The sequence below is a fragment of the Bradyrhizobium yuanmingense genome (genome assembly GCF_025200905.1).
Classification (GTDB): Bacteria; Pseudomonadota; Alphaproteobacteria; order Rhizobiales; family Xanthobacteraceae; genus Bradyrhizobium; species Bradyrhizobium yuanmingense.
In genome coordinates, this window is sequence record NZ_CP104173.1 from 4,595,907 (window position 1) to 4,614,245 (window position 18,339).

At 66.0% G+C, this 18,339-nt stretch carries 14 protein-coding genes and 1 tRNA gene; 11 read left to right on the forward strand and 4 right to left on the reverse strand.

Annotation, left to right across the window (positions count from 1 at the left end; all coding sequences use genetic code 11):
- Nucleotides 1-90: 90 nt before the first annotated feature.
- Nucleotides 91-1,227 (reverse strand): hypothetical protein, encoded by a 1,137-nt coding sequence (locus N2605_RS21695; RefSeq protein WP_260343040.1) that lies wholly within the window; start codon nt 1,225-1,227, stop codon nt 91-93.
- A gap of 307 nt (nt 1,228-1,534) precedes the next feature.
- On the opposite strand from N2605_RS21695, the gene N2605_RS21700 reads away from it, so the two are divergent.
- On the forward strand, nt 1,535-1,780 hold the full coding sequence (locus tag N2605_RS21700) for a zinc-finger domain-containing protein (RefSeq protein ID WP_008562814.1): 246 nt from the start codon (nt 1,535-1,537) through the stop codon (nt 1,778-1,780).
- A 20-nt stretch (nt 1,781-1,800) separates the two neighbouring features.
- Entirely contained in the window at nt 1,801-3,003 is a 1,203-nt protein-coding gene (locus N2605_RS21705; RefSeq protein WP_260343044.1) for an FAD-dependent monooxygenase, read from the forward strand.
- 25 nt (nt 3,004-3,028) lie between these two features.
- Here the strand turns inward: N2605_RS21705 and N2605_RS21710 are convergent, their stop codons facing one another.
- On the reverse strand, nt 3,029-3,451 hold the full coding sequence (locus tag N2605_RS21710) for a twin-arginine translocation pathway signal (protein ID WP_260343046.1): 423 nt from the start codon (nt 3,449-3,451) through the stop codon (nt 3,029-3,031).
- Nucleotides 3,452-3,623: 172 nt separating this feature from the next.
- Between N2605_RS21710 and N2605_RS21715 the strand changes: the two genes are divergently transcribed.
- Nucleotides 3,624-3,712 (forward strand) — tRNA-Leu (locus tag N2605_RS21715).
- 10 nt (nt 3,713-3,722) lie between these two features.
- Here the strand turns inward: N2605_RS21715 and N2605_RS21720 are convergent.
- The gene (locus N2605_RS21720; RefSeq protein ID WP_260343048.1) at nt 3,723-5,033 is read right to left on the reverse strand and encodes a hypothetical protein; all 1,311 of its coding nucleotides are present in this window, start codon (nt 5,031-5,033) and stop codon (nt 3,723-3,725) included.
- A gap of 372 nt (nt 5,034-5,405) precedes the next feature.
- Between N2605_RS21720 and N2605_RS21725 the strand changes: the two genes are divergently transcribed.
- Entirely contained in the window at nt 5,406-6,608 is a 1,203-nt protein-coding gene (locus N2605_RS21725; RefSeq protein ID WP_425248805.1) for a multidrug effflux MFS transporter, read from the forward strand.
- 380 nt (nt 6,609-6,988) lie between these two features.
- Here the strand turns inward: N2605_RS21725 and N2605_RS21730 are convergent, their stop codons facing one another.
- On the reverse strand, nt 6,989-8,596 hold the full coding sequence (locus tag N2605_RS21730) for an ABC transporter substrate-binding protein (RefSeq protein ID WP_036015319.1): 1,608 nt from the start codon (nt 8,594-8,596) through the stop codon (nt 6,989-6,991).
- A gap of 267 nt (nt 8,597-8,863) precedes the next feature.
- Here N2605_RS21730 and N2605_RS21735 point away from each other — a divergent pair, with 267 nt between their 5' ends.
- The 7 genes from N2605_RS21735 (at nt 8,864) to N2605_RS21765 (ending at nt 18,183) form a co-directional block, all read left to right on the forward strand.
- Complete coding sequence (locus N2605_RS21735) at nt 8,864-9,994, forward strand: M20/M25/M40 family metallo-hydrolase (RefSeq protein WP_260343053.1); 1,131 nt, start codon at nt 8,864-8,866, stop codon at nt 9,992-9,994.
- A 221-nt stretch (nt 9,995-10,215) separates the two neighbouring features.
- Nucleotides 10,216-11,157 (forward strand): ABC transporter permease, encoded by a 942-nt coding sequence (locus N2605_RS21740; RefSeq protein ID WP_036029753.1) that lies wholly within the window; start codon nt 10,216-10,218, stop codon nt 11,155-11,157.
- 18 nt (nt 11,158-11,175) lie between these two features.
- Nucleotides 11,176-12,063 (forward strand): ABC transporter permease, encoded by an 888-nt coding sequence (locus N2605_RS21745; protein WP_036029754.1) that lies wholly within the window; start codon nt 11,176-11,178, stop codon nt 12,061-12,063.
- Between the two features lie 129 nt (nt 12,064-12,192).
- On the forward strand, nt 12,193-13,842 hold the full coding sequence (locus tag N2605_RS21750) for an ABC transporter ATP-binding protein (RefSeq protein ID WP_057029706.1): 1,650 nt from the start codon (nt 12,193-12,195) through the stop codon (nt 13,840-13,842).
- A 234-nt stretch (nt 13,843-14,076) separates the two neighbouring features.
- Nucleotides 14,077-15,582 (forward strand): M81 family metallopeptidase, encoded by a 1,506-nt coding sequence (locus tag N2605_RS21755; RefSeq protein WP_036045893.1) that lies wholly within the window; start codon nt 14,077-14,079, stop codon nt 15,580-15,582.
- 14 nt (nt 15,583-15,596) lie between these two features.
- A complete protein-coding gene (locus N2605_RS21760; RefSeq protein ID WP_036015333.1) occupies nt 15,597-16,769 on the forward strand; it encodes a M20 aminoacylase family protein in 1,173 nt (390 codons plus the stop codon).
- Nucleotides 16,762-18,183 (forward strand): amidase, encoded by a 1,422-nt coding sequence (locus N2605_RS21765; protein WP_260343060.1) that lies wholly within the window; start codon nt 16,762-16,764, stop codon nt 18,181-18,183. The genes N2605_RS21760 and N2605_RS21765 overlap by 8 nt, the downstream gene beginning before the upstream one ends.
- The last annotated feature ends 156 nt before the right edge of the window (nt 18,184-18,339 follow it).

An 18,339-nucleotide genomic window follows, 5' to 3' on the forward strand; every position in this document is an offset into this window, starting at 1 on the left:
ATGACGCGATCTTAGAGCACTATCCGGCAAAGTGTGCAGCGGTTTTCCGGCAACATCATGCTCAAACAATAGCCCGAAGCGGATCGCGCCTCAGACCGTCGCGGCCGCGTTGGCTAACGCCGCGTCGGCCGCCATCTGCGCGCGGCGCAGCCGCCGCGCTCGCCTGCGATCGCACCAGGCCTGGGTCAGGCGCTCGGTGGTCGCCTTGATGGAGGAGAGCAGGCCGAACAGCGTCACGACCGCGCCAAACAGCCACATCGCCAGATCGAACGCGCCGCCGACGAGCAGCAGCGCGCCGCGGCCGAGCAGCTTGATGATCGCGCGCGTCTTGCCGCCTTGCGCTTCCGCAAGCCGCACGGCGCGCGCGACGTCCTTGGGGCCCTCGGCGATGCGGAGCGTATCCATGGCCCCGCGCGTGCCGGTCTTTCCGGCGACGCGCGTGACGTCCTTGCCGAGCCGGACCAGCGCACCGGCCTTCTCGGCCCGGAACGCGGCCTTGATCGCGCTCACGGTCTGGCCTGGGCGCAGCACCGAGCCCGATGCCACCGCGTTCCGCAGCATCGGCGCGTCGACGACCTCGCGCGCGGACCGGCCGGCCCATGCGGCGAGCCCCTCGCCGAGCCGTCCGAGCTTGCGCGCATCCTTCACCAGCGTCAGTCCTGCGCGCACCGGCGCGGCACCGCCGACGGAGATGTAGGTTGCCGCCGTCACCGCAAGGCCGGCCGCCGCAAGGGAGAGCACGAGGCGGTCGGTGTCCTCGCCCATGGCGAGGTGCTTGCCTTCGCGCACCACGTCCCTGATGTCGCCGAACACGAAGAGATCGCCGGCCACGGTCCCGGACAGGCTGGCGACGTCGTCCGCGTTGCCGGTGACGAGACCGGTGGCGAAGCGCTTGGCGAAATGCGCGGTGGAATTCTCCGCTTTCACCGCGTCGGCGACGCGGCTCAAGAGGTCGTCGGGAAGCGCGATGTTGCGCTCGCGCGCCAGCGTGACGAAACTGTCGGCGAGATCGGCATCGCCGGCGGCGAGCGCGGCCTCGATATTGTCCTGAACCAGGCGGTCGTTGTGCCGGAGCAGTGCATCGAGCTTCAGCTCGGAGAGCGCGACCGGATCGTCCTGGGCAGCCAGGATCGCGCCGGCCTCGCGGGCATGCGGCGCCACCTGCGCGAGCACGAAGCCGCACACGGCCATTCCCGCCAACGCCGTACTGATTCGCAGCCACTTCATGTGGAAAGCCCGGATGCCCTGAGATCGCTTGCGCGGAACACTACGTCTTTCGTCCCGGTTTCACGCAACCACAGAGATAGTATGCCAAAATTGCGACACAACGTCCCCGACGAAAGAAGGGCTTCTCTAGGGGCGCAAGATTGTGTCGAATTTGCATGAGCAAATGAGCATGGGGCGCTTGCGAAGCTTTTCGGTTCCGCTGGACTAGCAATCACCTGTACCCGCCAGTATGGTCCGCAGCGCCTCAAAGATGCCGCGTAAGTTCGTGATTGTATCTGCCGCCATTGCCACTCCAGGATGAACTTCGATGTCCGACCATGTCGTCCCGCACTTCCATAACGATGCCGGTGTCCCCGTCATCGAGATCGGCTCGCAAGAGTTCATGTGCGTGGGCGCCAATCCTCCGTTCGACCATCCGCACGTCTTCCTCGACCTCGGCAACGACAACGAGATCATCTGCCCCTATTGCTCGACGCTGTACCGCTTCGCGGCCGACCTGAAGCCCGGCGAAGCCCGCCCGCCGGAATGTGTGCTGAAGGACAAGGTGGCCTGACCGCGTCCATCGGTTAAGGGGTGGCGCTCTCCCGAACGATCGTCGTCGCCGGTGCCGGCATCGGTGGCCTGACGGCCGCGCTCGCGCTCGCCGCCCGCGGCTTCCGCATCGTCATGCTGGAGAAGGCCGAACGCCTCGAGGAGGTCGGCGCCGGCCTGCAGCTCTCGCCCAATGCCAGTCGCGTGCTGGTCGAGCTCGGCCTCACCGAACGCCTCAAGCTGCGCGCCGTCACCCCGGAAGCGCTCTCGATCATGAGCGCGCGCGTCGGCGGCGAACTGCTGCGCATGCCGCTCGGCGAAGCCGCCTCGCTGCGCGCCGGAGCGCCCTATTGGGTGGTGCACCGTGCCGACCTGCAAGCGGCCCTCGCCGGCGCCGTCGCCGACCATCCCGACATCGACCTGAAGCTGGGCGCGACCTTCGAGGACGTCGCGCCTCACGCCAAGGGCCTGACCGTGGTCCATCGCAGCGGCACGATCCGCCGCAGCGATCTCGCCAGCGCGCTGATCGGCGCCGACGGCATCTGGTCGACGGTGCGCCAGCATCTGTTTCCCGAGGTGCAGCCGCGCTTTTCCGGCCTGATCGCCTGGCGCGGCACGCTCGATGCCACGCAATTGCCGAAGGACTATACCGCGCGCCGGGTGCAGCTCTGGATGGGGCCGAACGCCCATCTGGTCGCCTATCCCATTGCGGGCGGGCGCCAGATCAACGTGGTCGCGGTGCTGCCGGGCACCTGGAACCGGCCGGGCTGGAGCACGCCCGGCGATATCAGCGAGGTGATGGACGCCTTTGCCGGCCCGCGCTGGCCGCCGGCGGCGCGGATGCTGCTCGCCGCGGTCGACAGCTGGCGCAAATGGGCGCTGTTTGGCGTGCCGGACGGCTGCCCCTGGAGCAAGGGTTCGGTGGCGCTGCTCGGCGATGCCGTGCACGCGATGCTGCCGTTCGCAGCGCAAGGGGCCGGCATGGCGATCGAGGATGCCGCCGTGCTCGCCCGGCATTTGAGCCCGGAGGCCGCCGAGAGCAGCAAAGCGGTTGCCGCCGCGCTGACGCAATACGGCCGTGCCCGCCAGGCGCGGGTGCGGCGGGTGCAGCGGACCGCGCGGCAGCAGGGCCGCATCTATCATCTCAATGGGCCGCTCGCGCTCGCACGCGATCTTGCGATCCGCGCGCTCGGCCCGCAGCGCATGCTGGCGCGACAGGACTGGATCTACGGCTGGCGGCCCTGATGCAGAGCGCCGCCGGCGCGGCGCCTCAGCGGGCGGCTTTGCCGGATTTCGATGCGGATTTGGCGCTGGCCGCGGGCGATGCCGGAGGCGGCGGCGCCTCGGGCGGCGTCTCCCGGCATCTGTTGCGGCGCCAGGCATCCTCGGCCAATTGGACCTGCCCGCGCACGGCGATATAATCGTTGCGATAAGCGAGTTCGGACACGACGGCGCCGCCGGCCCCGGTCTCGGCCTTCTCCATCAGCCTCTGCAGATCGGCGGTGCGCTTGGCGAGGTCCTTGCGCTCGGTCTCGAGCTGCTTGCAATCGTACAATTCGTATTTGGCGGGATCGGCAAAGGCCGGTGCGATCGTCTCGCTCACGCCGGCGCAGCCGGACAGCGCGAGGCCAGCCGCAAGCAGCGCGAACAGCGCGCCAAAGCCGCGCAGCCAAAAGGAAAACGAAGCAGCCATGCCGGATGAATAGCCCCCGTGGATTGAGAATGCCTAAAGCAGCAACAGATGTCCGGATTGAGGCTTTGCCTTGCGCCCCCGGCTCGCTTAAGGAAGAACCGGTCCTCCGGCAACGAACGCGCCAATTCCAGACCGCCGGAACGGACTTAAGTGTTTGATCTCGTTGGATCAAGCGGGCATGGCGGAATTGGTAGACGCAAGGGACTTAAAATCCCTCGGTGCGCAAGCGCTGTGCCGGTTCGACCCCGGCTGCCCGCACCACTAGCTTGTATCACCCCCGCTCGAGGCGCTCGGGCTCTGCGCGGAAATCGAGCAGCACGATCCAGAAGCAGATCAGCGCGGTGACGAGGAGGATGAAGGTGCCCTCGATCGGCGCGCCCAGAAGCGAGACCAGTGCCGGAAAGGCGAGGCCGATGCCGAGGATGGCGGCGAGCGCCAGGGACGGAAGATCGACGATGAGGATCGCGGCAAGAAGCGCGAGCTCGAAGAAGGCATATTCCTTCAGACGCGGCGAGCTGAGATAGAGCGCGAACATGGCGAGCACCGTGATGCGCATGCCCGTGCGCGGGTGATCCATCAGCCAGCGATCGAGCTGCGTCAGGAGCGATGCCCCGTCGCGCACCGGTCCGCTCGCGGCCGCGCGCAGGACGGACAGCGCGAACGGCACGAGCACGAGCGCGAGTGCCGCGAACGCATAGGCCGCCAACATCGCCGGCTTGCCGTCACCGAAGCCGGCCTGGGCCATGAGGTCGCGCGCCAGCAGCAACAGCGACGGATTGGTCTCCACGAGACCGACGGCATGCTGGCCGGGAATTTGTCCTGCGATCGCGAGCAGCCAGCTCGCGAACAGATCTGGATAGAGTAACCGCGACAGCGCGAGCGGCAACGCGAAGGCGAACACGGCCACCGCGATCAAGGCCAGCTTGCGGCCACGCGGCAGCGGCAGGAAATAGAGCGCCGCCAGCACCGGGACGAACACCAGCTTGAACGAGGTCACGAGGCCGAGCAGCGCAGCGCCGGCGATGCGCCAGGAAAAGTTCGAATTCTGTTCGGATGCGAGCGGGCGTAGCAGGAGCTTCAGCGCGATCGCGGTCAGCACTCCGCTCAGCAGCGCAAAATTCCCCGACGCCACCACGAATTCGAAACCGACGAACGCGCCGAGCGCGCAGAGCACCTTCAAGCCAGCATCGCGCGCGCTGGCACGCGTCCGGCCAAGGCCGGGCAGAAGCAGCGCGCAGAGCACGGCGAGGACGAGAAAGATGCTTCGGTAATGATCGAGCAGAACGCCGCCCGCGCAGAGGGGACGGAAGACGTCCAGCGTCACCGGCAGATAGGGATAAGAATAGGTGGTGCCCTTCAGGTTCTTGACGAAGTAGGGATCGAGCCCGTCGGCATGCGCATCGACCGCCGCGCAATTGACCCGGACGTCCCAGCCATACGGCAGGTCGAGCGAGGCATCGTTGGCGAGATTACCGAGCACCAGCAGCGCGGTCAGCGTGACCACGCCGGCAAGCCAGACGTTGCGCCTGGCAGCCTTGGCCGCAGGCGCCAACCATCGTGCTGCACCTGATATGTCGGACACGGGCGATACCCTGTTTGGCTTCTCGCGGCGCCGTTGCGGCAGCCGGTCCGACCACAATGGACAGGACGGGTTGCCGATTCATCTCCCCGGCGTGCCGCGCCGATCTTATGGTGAATCCCTGGTTGCAGGCCCAACCCTCCGGCGATGCGGCTTCCGAAAACTCTTCGATGTGCGCGGCGACGCGGTCGCGGATGGCCATCAGGCCGGCGATGGGCCCTCACCCGTTTTTGACGCTCCTGCCCCGCCTGCCAGCCATCCCGAAACATGGGTTGTGCAACGCAGCACCAGGGCTAGATAAGTCGCTTGATTGCAGGGGTAAGCTTCTTGTCCGACGTCAATGCCGACGGTTGGGTGTCCGCGGGACACCGCCCAATGGGTTTTCCGGAGTTCGTCATCGTGATCGCGTCCATCATGGCGCTGAACCCGCTCGCGATGGACATGATGCTGCCGGCGCTGCCCAATATCGGCGCCGCCTTCAAGATTCCCGTCGAGAACCACCTGCAACTGGTGCTGTCGACCTTCCTGATCGGCTTCGGCGCCGGTCAGTTCGTCATGGGTCCGCTGTCGGACCGTTTTGGGCGCCGACCGGTGCTGCTCGGCGGCATGGCGGTCTATGCGGTGGCGAGCGTGCTGGCGGTCATTGCCCCCTCGTTCGAGACGCTGCTGCTGGCGCGTGCGCTCCAGGGGCTCGGCACCGCGGCGACGCGCGTGATCGCGACCTCGATCGTGCGCGACTGCTATGTCGGCCGCCGCATGGCGAGCGTGATGTCGCTCGCCATGATGATCTTCATCGCGGTGCCCGTGGTCGCGCCCTCGTTCGGACAGGCGGTGCTGCTGGTGACGGCGTGGCGCGGCATCTTCGTGGTGCTGATGCTCTACGGCCTGCTCGCGCTCGCATGGTGCGTGCTGCGGCTGCCCGAGACGCTTCCCGAGTCGAAGCGCAGGTCGCTGGCGCCCTCCGACGTGCTCTCGGCATTCCGGCAGACCCTGACCCATCGCCAGACCGTCGGCTATGCCACCGCCGCCGGCAGCGTCATCGGCGCGCTGTTCGCCTATGTCTTCTGCGCCCAGCAGGTCTTCACCGGCATCTATCATCTCGGCCAATATTTCCCGCTGGCTTTCGCCGCGATTGCCGCCGGCACAGCCATCGCCGGCTTCCTCAATGCGAGGCTGGTCGGCCGGCTCGGCATGCGCGTGATCTCGCACGGCGCGCTGACGCTCTACACGGCCGTGGCCGGCGTGATGCTGCTGACGGAAAGCCTCGGCGTGCTGCCGCTCGCCTTGTTCATGGCGCTCTCCGCCCTGATGATGTTCTCGTTCGGCATGATGGTCGCCAACTTCACCGCGCTGGCGATGGAGCCGCAGGGCCACATCGCCGGCACCGCCTCCTCGCTGTACGGCTCGATCACCACGCTGATCGGGATCGTGGTCGGCATGGCAATCGGGCAGAGCTTCGACGGCACGCTGCTGCCGTTCTCGATCGGCTTCTTCCTGTCGACGCTCGCCGCGCTCGCGATCGTGCTGGTGGTGGAGAAAGGGCGGCTGTTCAGGCCGCATCATCGCCCGATCAGCTAGGAACTTCCCGCCCCTCGCGATGTTGTACTGCAGCAATTCAGAGGATTGGCGAGATGGAACAAGAGAACAGATCGGATCAGCCCGCGTCCGAGATCGAACGGCCGATTTCGCAGCCTCGTTCCGATGAACGAATGGACTCGAGCTTGGCATTCGTGAGTGAAGGGCTCGAGCAGCTGCGCGACAGCCACTGCTAGACGAGCGCGATCACAGACCGCCTCATAGAAAACGGCGCCGCAGGAAACTGCGGCGCCGTTCGTATTCACATGCAGGCGCGCGGCGCGTAAAGCGCGATGAGATTCGGACGATCGTCATCGCGCTTTAGGTTGTTGTTTGCGCGTGATCTTTCCGGAAAACCGCTTCGCACTTTTCCGGATCATGCTTTATTCCTTCTTGTCGATGTTCCAGAACACCGGCGTCGCGGGGCCGTCGAGCACGCCCGTCAGCGATTTGCGCCAGCCGCTCGGGATGAGATACTGCCCCAGCGGAATGTAGATCACCTGCTCATAGGCCTGCTTCTGGATATCGGCGGCGATCTTCTTCTGATCGTCGACCGAGGCCGCGCGGACGAAAGCGTCCTTGAGCTGCTCGATCTTGGCGTCCTCCGCCCAGCCGAACCAGCCCTTCTTGCCCTGGCCGCCGATCGAGAGATTGGCGATCGGGTTGGACACGTCGGCCGCGACCCAGTTGGTGAAGAACATGTTCCAGCCACCTTCCTTCGGCGGCTTCTGGCTGGCGCGGCGGCTCACCACCGTCTGCCAGTCGGTCGCCTGAAGGTCGACCTTGAAGCCGGCCTCGCGCAGCAGCTGGGCCGAAACGATCGGCTGCGCCTTCAGCGTCGTGACGTCGCCAGGGGCCATGATGACGATCGGCGTGCCGTCATAGCCGGACTCGGCGAGCGCCTTCTTGGCTTGCGCCATGCCGTTCCCCTTGACCAGGGTCTCGGAGCCCGCATCGGTTGCGAGCGGCGTGTCGCAAATGAAGAACGCGCCGCAGATCTTCTGATATTTGGCGTTGCCGACCAGCGCGTCGAGCACGTCCTTCTGGTTCAGGGCCAGCAAGGCAGCACGCCGCACCTTCACGTTGTCGAACGGCGGATGCAGAAAGTTCATCCGGCCGAGCGTCTGGAAGCCGAACTTGTTCAGAACCTCGATGGTGAGCTCCTTGTTGCCTTCCAGCACCGGCAGCATGTCGAACGGCAGGTTCTCCATGAAATCGATGTCGCCCGACTGCAGCGCGTTCACCGCGGTCTGCGAGTCCGGCATGGTGATCCACTCGACGCGGTCCACCTTCACCACCTTGCCGCCGGAGGTCCAGCTCGCCGGCTCCTTGCGCGGCACGTAGTCAGTGTTCTTGACGTAGACCGCCTTCACGCCGGGCTGGAATTCGCCCTGCACGAACTTGAACGGACCAGAGCCGATCTGCTCGGGGATCTGCTTGTCCGGCGGCGTCTCCGCAAGGCGCTTCGGCATCATGAAGGCGACGCGCGAGGACGGCTTGCCGATGGAGTCGAGCACCAGGCCGTAGGGCTCCTTCAGCTTCAGCGTGATGGTCTTGGGGTCGGTCGCCTCGATGCTGGCGGTGAAGTCCATGAGCTTCTGTCCCATGCCGTCGACCGCAGCCCAGCGCTTCAGCGAAGCGACGCAGTCCTCCGCCGTCACCGGCGCACCGTCATGCCACTTCAGGCCGTCGCGCAGCGTGAACGTGTAGGTGAGCTTGTCGTCGGAGACCTTCCAGTCCGCCATCTGCGGCTGGACCTTGAAATTCGAGTCGGTGGCCACCAGCGTGTCGTAAACCATGTAGCCGTGGTCACGCGTGATGTAGGCCGTGGTGAAGATCGGATCGATGATGCGCAAATCCGAATGCAGCACCGCCGTGAGAGTCTTGCCGGCCGCGAGCACCGGCGAGGCCAGCGCGGTCGAAAGCGCGACGACCGACAGCGCAAGTGTGGAGGCGAACGCGCGAGGCCCCCGGCGCATGAAGTGGAACATAGAAAGTTCTCCTGACGTGAAACTGTTCAAAGGCAGGTTATTGATTGAGCATGAGGTTCGTTCGTTGGGCGAACTAACCTCATGCAATGCCTTCGTCTTTCGAGACTTGCAGACAGGGTGAAGCGCGTCAATCCGGTTTCGGTGCAAGCCCTTGCGGCGCGCGCACGGGCTCCACAAAGATCGGTTTGGCTCTACAACACCCTCCGCTTGTCCCGTCCGCGCCAATGCAATGCGCGTTCCATCTTTCCAAGCTTGAGAGACATTGAGATGAATCCTGCCAATCTTCCCTTTGATTCCGAGGCCATGCTCGAAGGCCTGCGCGGCTGGATCGAATGCGAAAGCCCCACCTGGGATGCCGGTGCCGTGGACCGCATGCTCGATATCGCAGCGCGAGATATGGCGATCATGGGTGCGACGATCGAGCGCATCGCCGGCCGCCAGGGCTTCGGCGGGGTCATCCGCGCGCGCTTTCCCCACCCGAAGCAGGGCGAGCCGGGCATCCTGATCGCCGGACACATGGATACCGTCCACCCGGTCGGCACCATCGAGAAGCTGAAATGGCGGCGCGAAGGCAACAAGTGCTACGGCCCCGGCATCTACGACATGAAGGGCGGCAATTACCTCTCGCTGGAAGCGATCCGGCAGCTGGCGCGCGCATCGTTCACCACGCCGCTGCCGATTACCGTGCTGTTCACGCCGGACGAGGAAGTCGGCACGCCCTCGACACGCGACATCATCGAGGCCGAGGCCGCGCGCAACAAATACGTGCTGGTGCCGGAGCCCGGCCGCGCCGACAACGGCGTCACCACCGGACGTTACGCCATCGCACGCTTCAACCTCGAAGCGACGGGCCGGCCGAGCCACGCCGGCGCGACGCTGTCCTCGGGACGCTCGGCGATCCGCGAGATGGCGCGACAGATCCTCGCGATCGACGCCATGACGACGGAGGACTGCACCTTCTCGGTCGGCGTCGTGCATGGCGGCCAATGGGTCAATTGCGTTGCTACCACGGCGACGGGCGAGGCGCTCTCCATGGCCAAGCGCCAGGCCGATCTCGACCGCGGCGTCGAGCGGATGCTGGCGTTGTCCGGCACCAGCAACGACGTCAGCTTCAAGGTCACGCGCGGCGTGACGCGGCCGGTCTGGGAGCCCAATGCCGGCACCATGGCACTGTACGAGAAGGCCCACGGCATTGCCAAATCTCTCGGCATGGAATTACCGCATGCAAGCTCCGGCGGCGGCTCGGACGGCAACTTCACCGGCGCGATGGGAATCCCCACGCTCGACGGCCTCGGTGTGCGCGGCGGCAATGTCCACACGCTCGAAGAGTATATCGAAGTCGAGAGTCTCGCTGAGCGAGGACGGCTGATGGCGGGGCTGCTGGCGACGCTGGAGTGATCGCGAAGCGATCCCGTAGGTGGGCAAAAGGCGCAAAGCGCCGTGCCCACCGTTTTCCCGACCGAAAGCAGGTGGGCACGCTCCGCTTTGCCCACCCTACGAAGATTGGCTGCACCGCAAAAACTGTGGCCCTCGTGGCACGGGAATTGCTGAAATGTTAGGCTGATGGCAGGCTGGCCGAAGAGCCCTGCCCAATTTGACTCTAAACTGACGGATCCAACTTGCTCGGATATCTCCTTCGCCGAATTCTCGCCGCCGTGCCCGTGATGGGCGTGGTCGCGCTGTTCGTTTTCCTCCTGCTCCGCCTCACCCCCGGCGATCCCGCCGCGATCCTCGCCGGCGACAACGCGACCCCGGAACGGCTGGAGCGCATCCGCGAATCGCTCGGCCTCAACGAGCCGCTGATCGTGCAGTTCGTCACCTGGGTGAACAAGCTGCTGCACGGCGACCTCGGGACGTCGCTGATCTCCAATTTGCCGGTGATGAAGATGATCGGCCAGCGCGTCGAGCCGTCGATCTCGATCGCGCTGTGCACCATCATCCTCGCCGTCATCGTCGCAGTTCCCTTGGGGGTGATCGCGGCGTGGAAGCACGGCACCTGGATCGACCGTTTCGTGATGGGTCTGTCCGTGCTCGGCTTCTCGGTGCCGGTTTTCGTGGTCGGCTATGTCCTCATCCAGGTCTTCGCGATCGAGCTGCGCTGGGTGCCGGTGCAGGGCTTCCGTAGCATCTTCAACGGCTTCGGTCCGTTCTTCGAGCGCATGATCCTGCCGACCTGCGCGCTGTCCTTCATCTACGTCGCACTGATCGCGCGCATGACGCGTGCGGCGATGCTCGACGTGCTCGGCGAAGACTACGTGCGAACGGCGCGCGCGAAGGGCATCAACGAGGTTGCGGTGATGATGCGCCATGCTCTGCGCAACGCCGCCGTGCCCGTGATCACCGTGATCGGCACCGGCTTTGCGCTCTTGATCTCCGGCGTCGTCGTCACCGAGAGCGTGTTCAACATCCCCGGCATCGGGCGTCTCACCGTCGATGCGGTGCTGGCGCGCGACTATCCGGTGATCCAGGCGATGATCCTGCTGACCTCGCTGATCTACGTCGTCGTCAATCTTCTCATCGACGTCGCCTACACCCTGCTCGATCCCCGGATCCGGTACTGAGGCAAGGACAAGAACAAAATGTCGGTCGATACCCTTCCCCAGTCCTCCATTCCGATCACGTCGCCGCTGCGGCCGCGATTCGGATTCCTCACCTCGACCCCGATCATCGCCACCGCGACGTGCCTGCTCGCCTTGATCGTGGTGGTCTCGATCCTCGCGCCGCTGATCGCGCCGCATGATCCGATCCAGCTCGCCCCGTCGCAGCGGCTCAAGCCATCTTCCGCACAGTTCCTGCTCGGCACCGACGCCTACGGCCGCGACGTGTTGTCGCGCGTGATCTATGGCGGCCGCATCTCGCTTCTGATCGGCATCGGTGCGGCGATCCTGTCGATCGCCATCGGGCTGGCGATCGGCCTCGTCTCCGGCTTCTTCAAGCTGGTCGATTCCGTGATGATGCGCGTCATGGACGGCCTGATGGCAATGCCGAGCATCCTGCTCGCGATCGCCGTGGTGTCGCTGTCCGGCGCCAGCCTCTGGACCGTGCTGATCGCGATCACGATCCCCGAGATTCCGCGCGTTGCACGCCTGGTCCGCTCGGTCGTGCTGTCGGCGCGCGAGGAGCCTTACGTCGAGGCCGCGATCTCGGTCGGCTCGAGCCTGCCGAAGATCATGTGGCGCCACCTGATGCCGAACACGATCGCGCCGCTAATCGTCCAGGGCACCTATATCTGCGCCAGCGCCATCCTGACCGAGGCGATCCTCTCCTTCCTCGGCGCCGGCATCTCGCCGGAGACGCCGACCTGGGGCAACATCATGGCCGAGGGCCGCCAGTACTTCCAGATCAAGCCATCGCTGATCTTCTGGCCGGGCCTGCTGCTCTCCATCGCCATCCTCAGCATCAACCTGATCGGCGACGCCGCCCGCGACGCCCTCGATCCGCGCATGAAGCAGCGGGAGGGGAAGTGATGCGAGTAGCGTTGTCATTCCGGGGCGCGCGTAGCGCGAGCCCGGAATCCATTTCACCACGCGTGCTGCGGCCCGATGGATTCCGGGCTCGCGACTTTGTCGCGCCCCGGAATGACGGAGAGAATTGACGTGACCGACACCATCCTCGACATCAACAATCTCGTCGTCTCCATCGGCAAGCAGCCGAAAGGCGCCAACATCATCGACGGCATCTCGATCCAGGTGCGCGAGCGCGAGACGCTGTGCCTCGTTGGCGAGAGCGGCTCGGGCAAGTCGGTGACCTCGCTCACCACGATGGGCCTGTTGCCGAAGGGCACCCTGGTGCCAACCGGCGGCAGCGTGAAGCTGGTCGGCGAGGAGCTGCTCACCGCCACCGACCGCCGCCTGCGCCAGCTGCGCGCGACCAAGATGGCGATGATCTTCCAGGAGCCGATGACCGCGCTCAATCCGGTGGTTCCGGTCGGCCGCCAGATCGACGAGGTGCTCCGCGCCCACACCAAACTCGATGCCAAAGCGCGCAGGAAGCGCATTCTCGACATGATGGAGCAGGTCCACCTGCCCCAGGTCGAGCGCATCTTCGCCTCCTACCCGCACCGTCTCTCCGGCGGCCAGCGCCAGCGCATCATGATCGCGATGGCGCTGGTGCTGGAGCCGAAGCTGCTCATTGCCGACGAGCCGACCACCGCGCTCGACGTCACCACGCAGAAGCAGATCCTGTCCCTGATCCGCGAGCTCCAGCGCGATCACGGCACCGCCGTGCTGTTCATCACGCACGACATGGGCGTGGTGGCCGAGATTGCCGATCGCGTCGCGGTGATGCGGCAGGGCCGCCTGGTCGAGACCGGTCCGCTCGAGACCGTGCTGCGCAATCCGACCATGGAATACACCCGCAACCTGCTCTCCTCGGTGCCGAGCCTGGTGCCGCGCCCGCCGCGCGAGGAAACCCGCGAGCCCGTGGTGCTGGAGGCCAACGAGCTCGGCAAGGTCTACAAGGAGCGCGCCTTCTTCGGCAAAGGCCGCGAGGTCGTCGCTGCCGACAAGGTCACGTTGACCCTGCGCAAGGGCCGCACGCTCGGCATCGTCGGCGAAAGCGGCTCGGGCAAGTCGACGGTTGCGCGCTGCATCGTGCGCCTGATCGATCCGACTTCCGGCGGCGTGCGCCTCGCCGGCCGCGAGATCGCCGACATCTCGCGCCGCCTGTTGCAGCCGCATCGGCAGAAGATCCAGATCGTATTCCAGGATCCCTATCGTTCGCTCAATCCGCGCGTCACCGTCGGCGAGAGCATCGCCGAAGGCCCGGTCAATTACGGCGTGGCGCACGCCGACGCGATGAAGCGGGCGCGCGAGTTGCTCGAGCTGGTCGGCCTGCCGCCGGATGCGGTGTCGCGCTATCCGCACCAATTCTCCGGCGGCCAGCGCCAGCGCATCGCGATCGCCCGGGCGCTCGCGCTCGATCCGGACGTGCTGGTCGCGGATGAAGCGGTCTCCGCGCTCGACGTCTCGGTGCAGGCGCAGGTGCTGGAGCTGCTCGACGAGATCCAGAAGCGGCTCGGCATCGCCATCCTGTTCATCACCCACGACCTCCGCGTCGCAGCCCAGATCTGCGACGAGGTCGTGGTGATGCAGCACGGCCGCGTCGTCGAACAGGGACCGGCCGCCGAAGTGCTGACGCATCCTAAGGAGGCCTACACCAAGGCGCTGCTGGATGCGGCGCCCGGGCGGGGTTGGGATTTTGCGAACTTCAGGCCGGTGGCCGAGGGCGTGGGGGCGACGGCCTAGGTCTCTCCACTCGTCATTCCGGGGCATCGCGAAGCGATGAGCCCGGAATTCATCAGGCTGCGAACTCTGTCGCACGATGGATTCCGGGCTCGCGCTACGCGCGCCCCGGAATGACGGCGGAGCAGCATTCCCAAATCGATCTGACCCTATGCGTGGCACGATGGCCTCTCACCTTGCCCTCTCCTCAGAGCCAAGGCTAACGTCGCGCACTTTTCAACGCTGGACCTGAACTGAATGACACGTATTGCCGTCGGCGGCTTCCTGCACGAGACCAACACCTTCGCTCCGACGAAGGCGACATTCGCCGACTTCCAGCATGGCGGCGGCTGGCCGGCGATGACTGAAGGTGCCGACGTGTTGAAGGTGATGCGCCGCATCAATGTCGGGCTCGCCGGTTTCGTCGACAGCGCCGAGGCGAACCGCTGGGAACTCATTCCGACCATCGCCTGCGGCGCGAGCCCGTCGGCGCATGTCACCGAAGACGCATTCGAGCGCATCGTGAAGGTCATGGTCGACGGCATCGCCGCCGCCGGCCCGATCGACGCCGTCTATCTCGACCTGCACGGCGCGATGGTGACCGAGCATCTCGACGACGGCGAAGGCGAGATCTTGGCGCGCGTGCGCCGCGTCATCGGTAAGGATGTTCCGCTGGTCACCAGCCTCGATCTCCACGCCAACGTCACGCCCGAGATGATGGAGCATGCCGACGCGCTGATCGCCTACCGCACCTATCCGCATGTCGACATGGCCGAGACCGGCCGCGCCTGCGCGCGCCATCTCGCGCTGCTGCTGCAGACGAAGCAGCGCTTCGCAAAGGCCTTCCGGCAATTGCCATTCCTGATCCCGATCAGCTGGCAATGCACCAACGACCAGCCCACCAAAGGCATCTACGAAAGACTCGCCGCGCTGGAGAGCGATGCCGTTCCCACCCTCTCTTTCGCGCCCGGCTTTCCCGCCGCCGATTTCCGCGACTGCGGCCCCAGCGTGTTCGCCTACGGCAAGACGCAACACGACGCCGATCGTGCGGCCGACGCGCTTCTGAAGCTGATCGAAAGCCACGAGAACGATTTCGACGGCAAGATCTGGACGCCCGACGACGGCGTGCGCCACGCCATGGAACTTGCCAAGGGCGCGCGCAAGCCGATCATCATCGCCGACACCCAGGACAATCCGGGCGCCGGCGGCGATTCCGACACCACGGGCATGCTGCGCGCGCTGGTGCGCAACAAGGCGAGTGCCGCAACCGGCGCGATCTACGATCCGGAATCGGCCAAGGCCGCGCACGCAGCCGGCGTCGGCGCCACCGTGACGCTGTCGCTCGGCGGCAAGTCCGGCATCCCCGGCGACGAGCCCTATCGCGAGACCTTCGTGGTCGAGCAGCTCTCGGACGGCCGCTTCATCGCGCCCGGTCCCTATTACGGCGGCCGCGAGATGGAGATGGGCCCGTCCGCAGCCTTGCGCATCGGCGATGTCCGCATCGTCGTCTCTTCGCACAAGGCCCAGCTCGCCGACCAGGCGATGTACCGCTATGTCGGCATCGAGCCGACCGAACAGAAAATCCTGGTCAACAAGAGCTCGGTGCATTTCCGCGCCGATTTCGAGCCGATCGCCGAGAAGCTGATGATCTGTGCCGCGCCCGGTGCGATGCCGGCCGACACCGCTTCGCTACCCTGGACGCGCCTGCGCCCGGGCATCCGCATCAAGCCGAACGGCCCCGTATTCACGCCTCCCTCACGCTAACCGGACAGGACCACATGCCCACGATCGATCGCATCGACGGCTACGCCGACGAGCTCACCGCAATCAGGCGCGACCTCCACGCCCATCCCGAGATCGGCTTCGAGGAAGTGCGCACCTCCGGCATCGTCGCCGACAAGCTGAAGAGCTGGGGCATCGAGGTGCATCGCGGCCTCGGCGGCACCGGCGTGATCGGCGTCATCAAGGGCAAGGGCACCGGCAGCAAGCGCATCGGGCTGCGCGCCGACATGGACGCGCTGCCGATGGAAGAGAACACCAATCTGAAGTGGAGCTCGAAGATCCCCGGCCGCTTCCACGGCTGCGGCCATGACGGCCACACCACCATGCTGCTCGGCACCGCGCGCTATCTCGCCGAGACTCGGAATTTCGACGGCACCGTGCATCTGATCTTCCAGCCGGCCGAGGAAGGTCTCGGCGGCGCCCGCGCCATGATCAAGGACGGGCTGTTCGAGAAATTTCCCTGCGACGAGCTCTACGGCCTGCACAACGCGCCCGACCTCAACCATGGCGAGATCGCGATCCTGCCGGGCCCGGCCATGGCCAGTGCCGACTTCTTCGACCTGCGCATCACCGGCTACGGCGCGCATGGCGCGATGCCCGAGCGCTCCAAGGACGCGGTTGTCATTGCGACCACACTGGCGCAGGCGATCCAGACCATCGTCAGCCGCAACGTCGACCCGCTGCAAGCCGCGGTGATCTCGATCACCCAGATCCATGCCGGCTCGGCTTACAACGTCATTCCGGGCGATGCGCATCTGTGCGGCACCATCCGCACCTTCTCGAACGAAGTCCGCGCCCTGATCGCCGAGCGCATCCGCACCATCTGCGCCGGCATCGCCGCCGCCTATCAGTGCACGATCGAAGCCGACATCCGCGACACGTTCGGCGTTCTGGTCAACCAGGTCGAGCAGTCCAAGGTGGTCGAGGAGGTCGCGCGCACCATCGTCGATCCCGCCAACGTGATCACCCGCATCCAGCCGAAGATGGGCAGCGAGGATTTCGCCGACATGCTGGAGACGATTCCCGGCGCTTACTTCTGGGTCGGCCATGACGGCTCGGTGCCCGTGCACAATCCCGGCTTCGTGCTCGACGACAAGATCCTGCCGATCGGTGCCAGCATGTTCGCCCGCATCGTCGAGACGCGCATGCCGGTGGGTGGCAATGCATAAAAAGAGCGTCGAGGAAGCGGTCACCTCGCTGCACGATCTGTCCGCGGTCGACCTGATCGCGGGTTATCGTGCCAAGCAGTTCTCGCCGAGCGAGGTGCTGGAGGACGTGCTCGCGCATGTCGCGGCGTGGGAACCGCATCTGAAGGCGCTCTATGCGTTCGACCCCGATGGCGCGCGCGAGGCCGCAAAGGCCTCGACCGCGCGCTGGACCGGCGGCGAGCCCTCCGGGCCGCTCGACGGCGTGCCCGTGACGGTGAAGGACAACATCGCGACCAAGGGCGTGCCGGTGCCGCTGGGGGCAGCCAGCGTCAAGCTCGTGCCGGCCGAGAAGGACGCGCCGCCCGCTGCGCGGCTGCGTGAGGCCGGCAGCATCATCTTCGCCAAGACCACCATGCCCGATTACGGCATGCTGTCCTCCGGGCTCTCCTCGTTCCATGCGCTCGCGCGCAACCCGTGGGATCTCAGCAAGAACCCGGGCGGCTCCAGCGCCGGCGCAGGCGCCGCCGCCGCGGCCGGCTACGGGCCCTTGCATCTCGGCACCGATATCGGCGGCTCGGTTCGCCTGCCCGCCGGCTGGTGCGGCCTCGTCGGCCTGAAGCCGAGTTTTGGCCGCGTGCCGATCGACCCCACTTATGTCGGCCGTGTCGCAGGCCCGATGACCCGCACGGTCGACGATTGCGCGCTGATGATGAGCGCGATCGCAAAGCCCGACCGCCGCGACGGCATGAGCCTGCCGGCCGAGCTGCTGAACTGGAAGGGGCTGGAGAAATCTCCGCGAAAACTACGCATCGGGTTGATGCTCGATCCCGGCTGCGGCCTGGCGCTGGAGAAGCCGGTGCGCGAGGTCGCAGTGAAGGCCGCGAAGGCATTCGAGTCCGCAGGCAGCGTCGTCACCGAGGTCGACGGCATCCTCACGCGCGAGATGCTCGACGGTCTCGACAATTTCTGGCGCGCGCGGATGTGGGACGATCTGTCCAAGCTGACGCAGGCCGAGCAGGCCAAGGTGCTGCCCTATATCTTCAAGTGGGGCGAGTCCGGGGCCAAGCTCTCGGGCGTCGACGTCATCCGCGGCTTCAACCAGACCATGGCGATCCGCGCGGCTGCGGCGAAGCTCTTTTGCGAGCTGGACTATGTGATCTCGCCGACCGCGCCGAACGTGAACTTTCCGGCGGAATGGGCGTCGCCGACCAACGATCCCATGAAGCCGTTCGAGCACATCGCCTATACCGTGCCGTGGAATATGTCGGAGAACCCGGCGATCTCCCTCAACGGCGGCTTCGACGCCAAGGGTTTCCCCATCGGCGTGCAGATCGTCGGCCGCCGCTTCGACGACATCGGCGTGCTCGGCATGGCCAAGGCCTTCGAAGGTCTGCGCGGCCCGCAGCGGCCCTGGCCGAAGCCGCCGGCCCAATAACGCACCGTCGTCATTCCGGGTTGCGCCCTCTTGGCGCAAGCCCGGAATCCATTCATCCGCAAGGAGTGTGGAGAAATGGATTCCGGGCTCGCGCTTCGCGCGCCCCGGAATGACGTGCTAGACAGACGGACAAAGAACCAAGGAAGAGGAAACCAC

Coding starts and splice junctions, on each gene's coding strand:
- N2605_RS21755 (WP_036045893.1), top strand. CDS start 14,077: ATGACACGTATTGCCGTCGGCGGCTTCCTGCACGAGACCAACACCTTC.
- N2605_RS21730 (WP_036015319.1), bottom strand. CDS start 8,596: ATGTTCCACTTCATGCGCCGGGGGCCTCGCGCGTTCGCCTCCACACTT.
- N2605_RS21700 (WP_008562814.1), top strand. CDS start 1,535: ATGTCCGACCATGTCGTCCCGCACTTCCATAACGATGCCGGTGTCCCC.
- N2605_RS21765 (WP_260343060.1), top strand. CDS start 16,762: ATGCATAAAAAGAGCGTCGAGGAAGCGGTCACCTCGCTGCACGATCTG.
- N2605_RS21760 (WP_036015333.1), top strand. CDS start 15,597: ATGCCCACGATCGATCGCATCGACGGCTACGCCGACGAGCTCACCGCA.
- N2605_RS21710 (WP_260343046.1), bottom strand. CDS start 3,451: ATGGCTGCTTCGTTTTCCTTTTGGCTGCGCGGCTTTGGCGCGCTGTTC.
- N2605_RS21725 (WP_425248805.1), top strand. CDS start 5,406: ATGGGTTTTCCGGAGTTCGTCATCGTGATCGCGTCCATCATGGCGCTG.
- N2605_RS21695 (WP_260343040.1), bottom strand. CDS start 1,227: ATGAAGTGGCTGCGAATCAGTACGGCGTTGGCGGGAATGGCCGTGTGC.
- N2605_RS21735 (WP_260343053.1), top strand. CDS start 8,864: ATGAATCCTGCCAATCTTCCCTTTGATTCCGAGGCCATGCTCGAAGGC.
- N2605_RS21745 (WP_036029754.1), top strand. CDS start 11,176: ATGTCGGTCGATACCCTTCCCCAGTCCTCCATTCCGATCACGTCGCCG.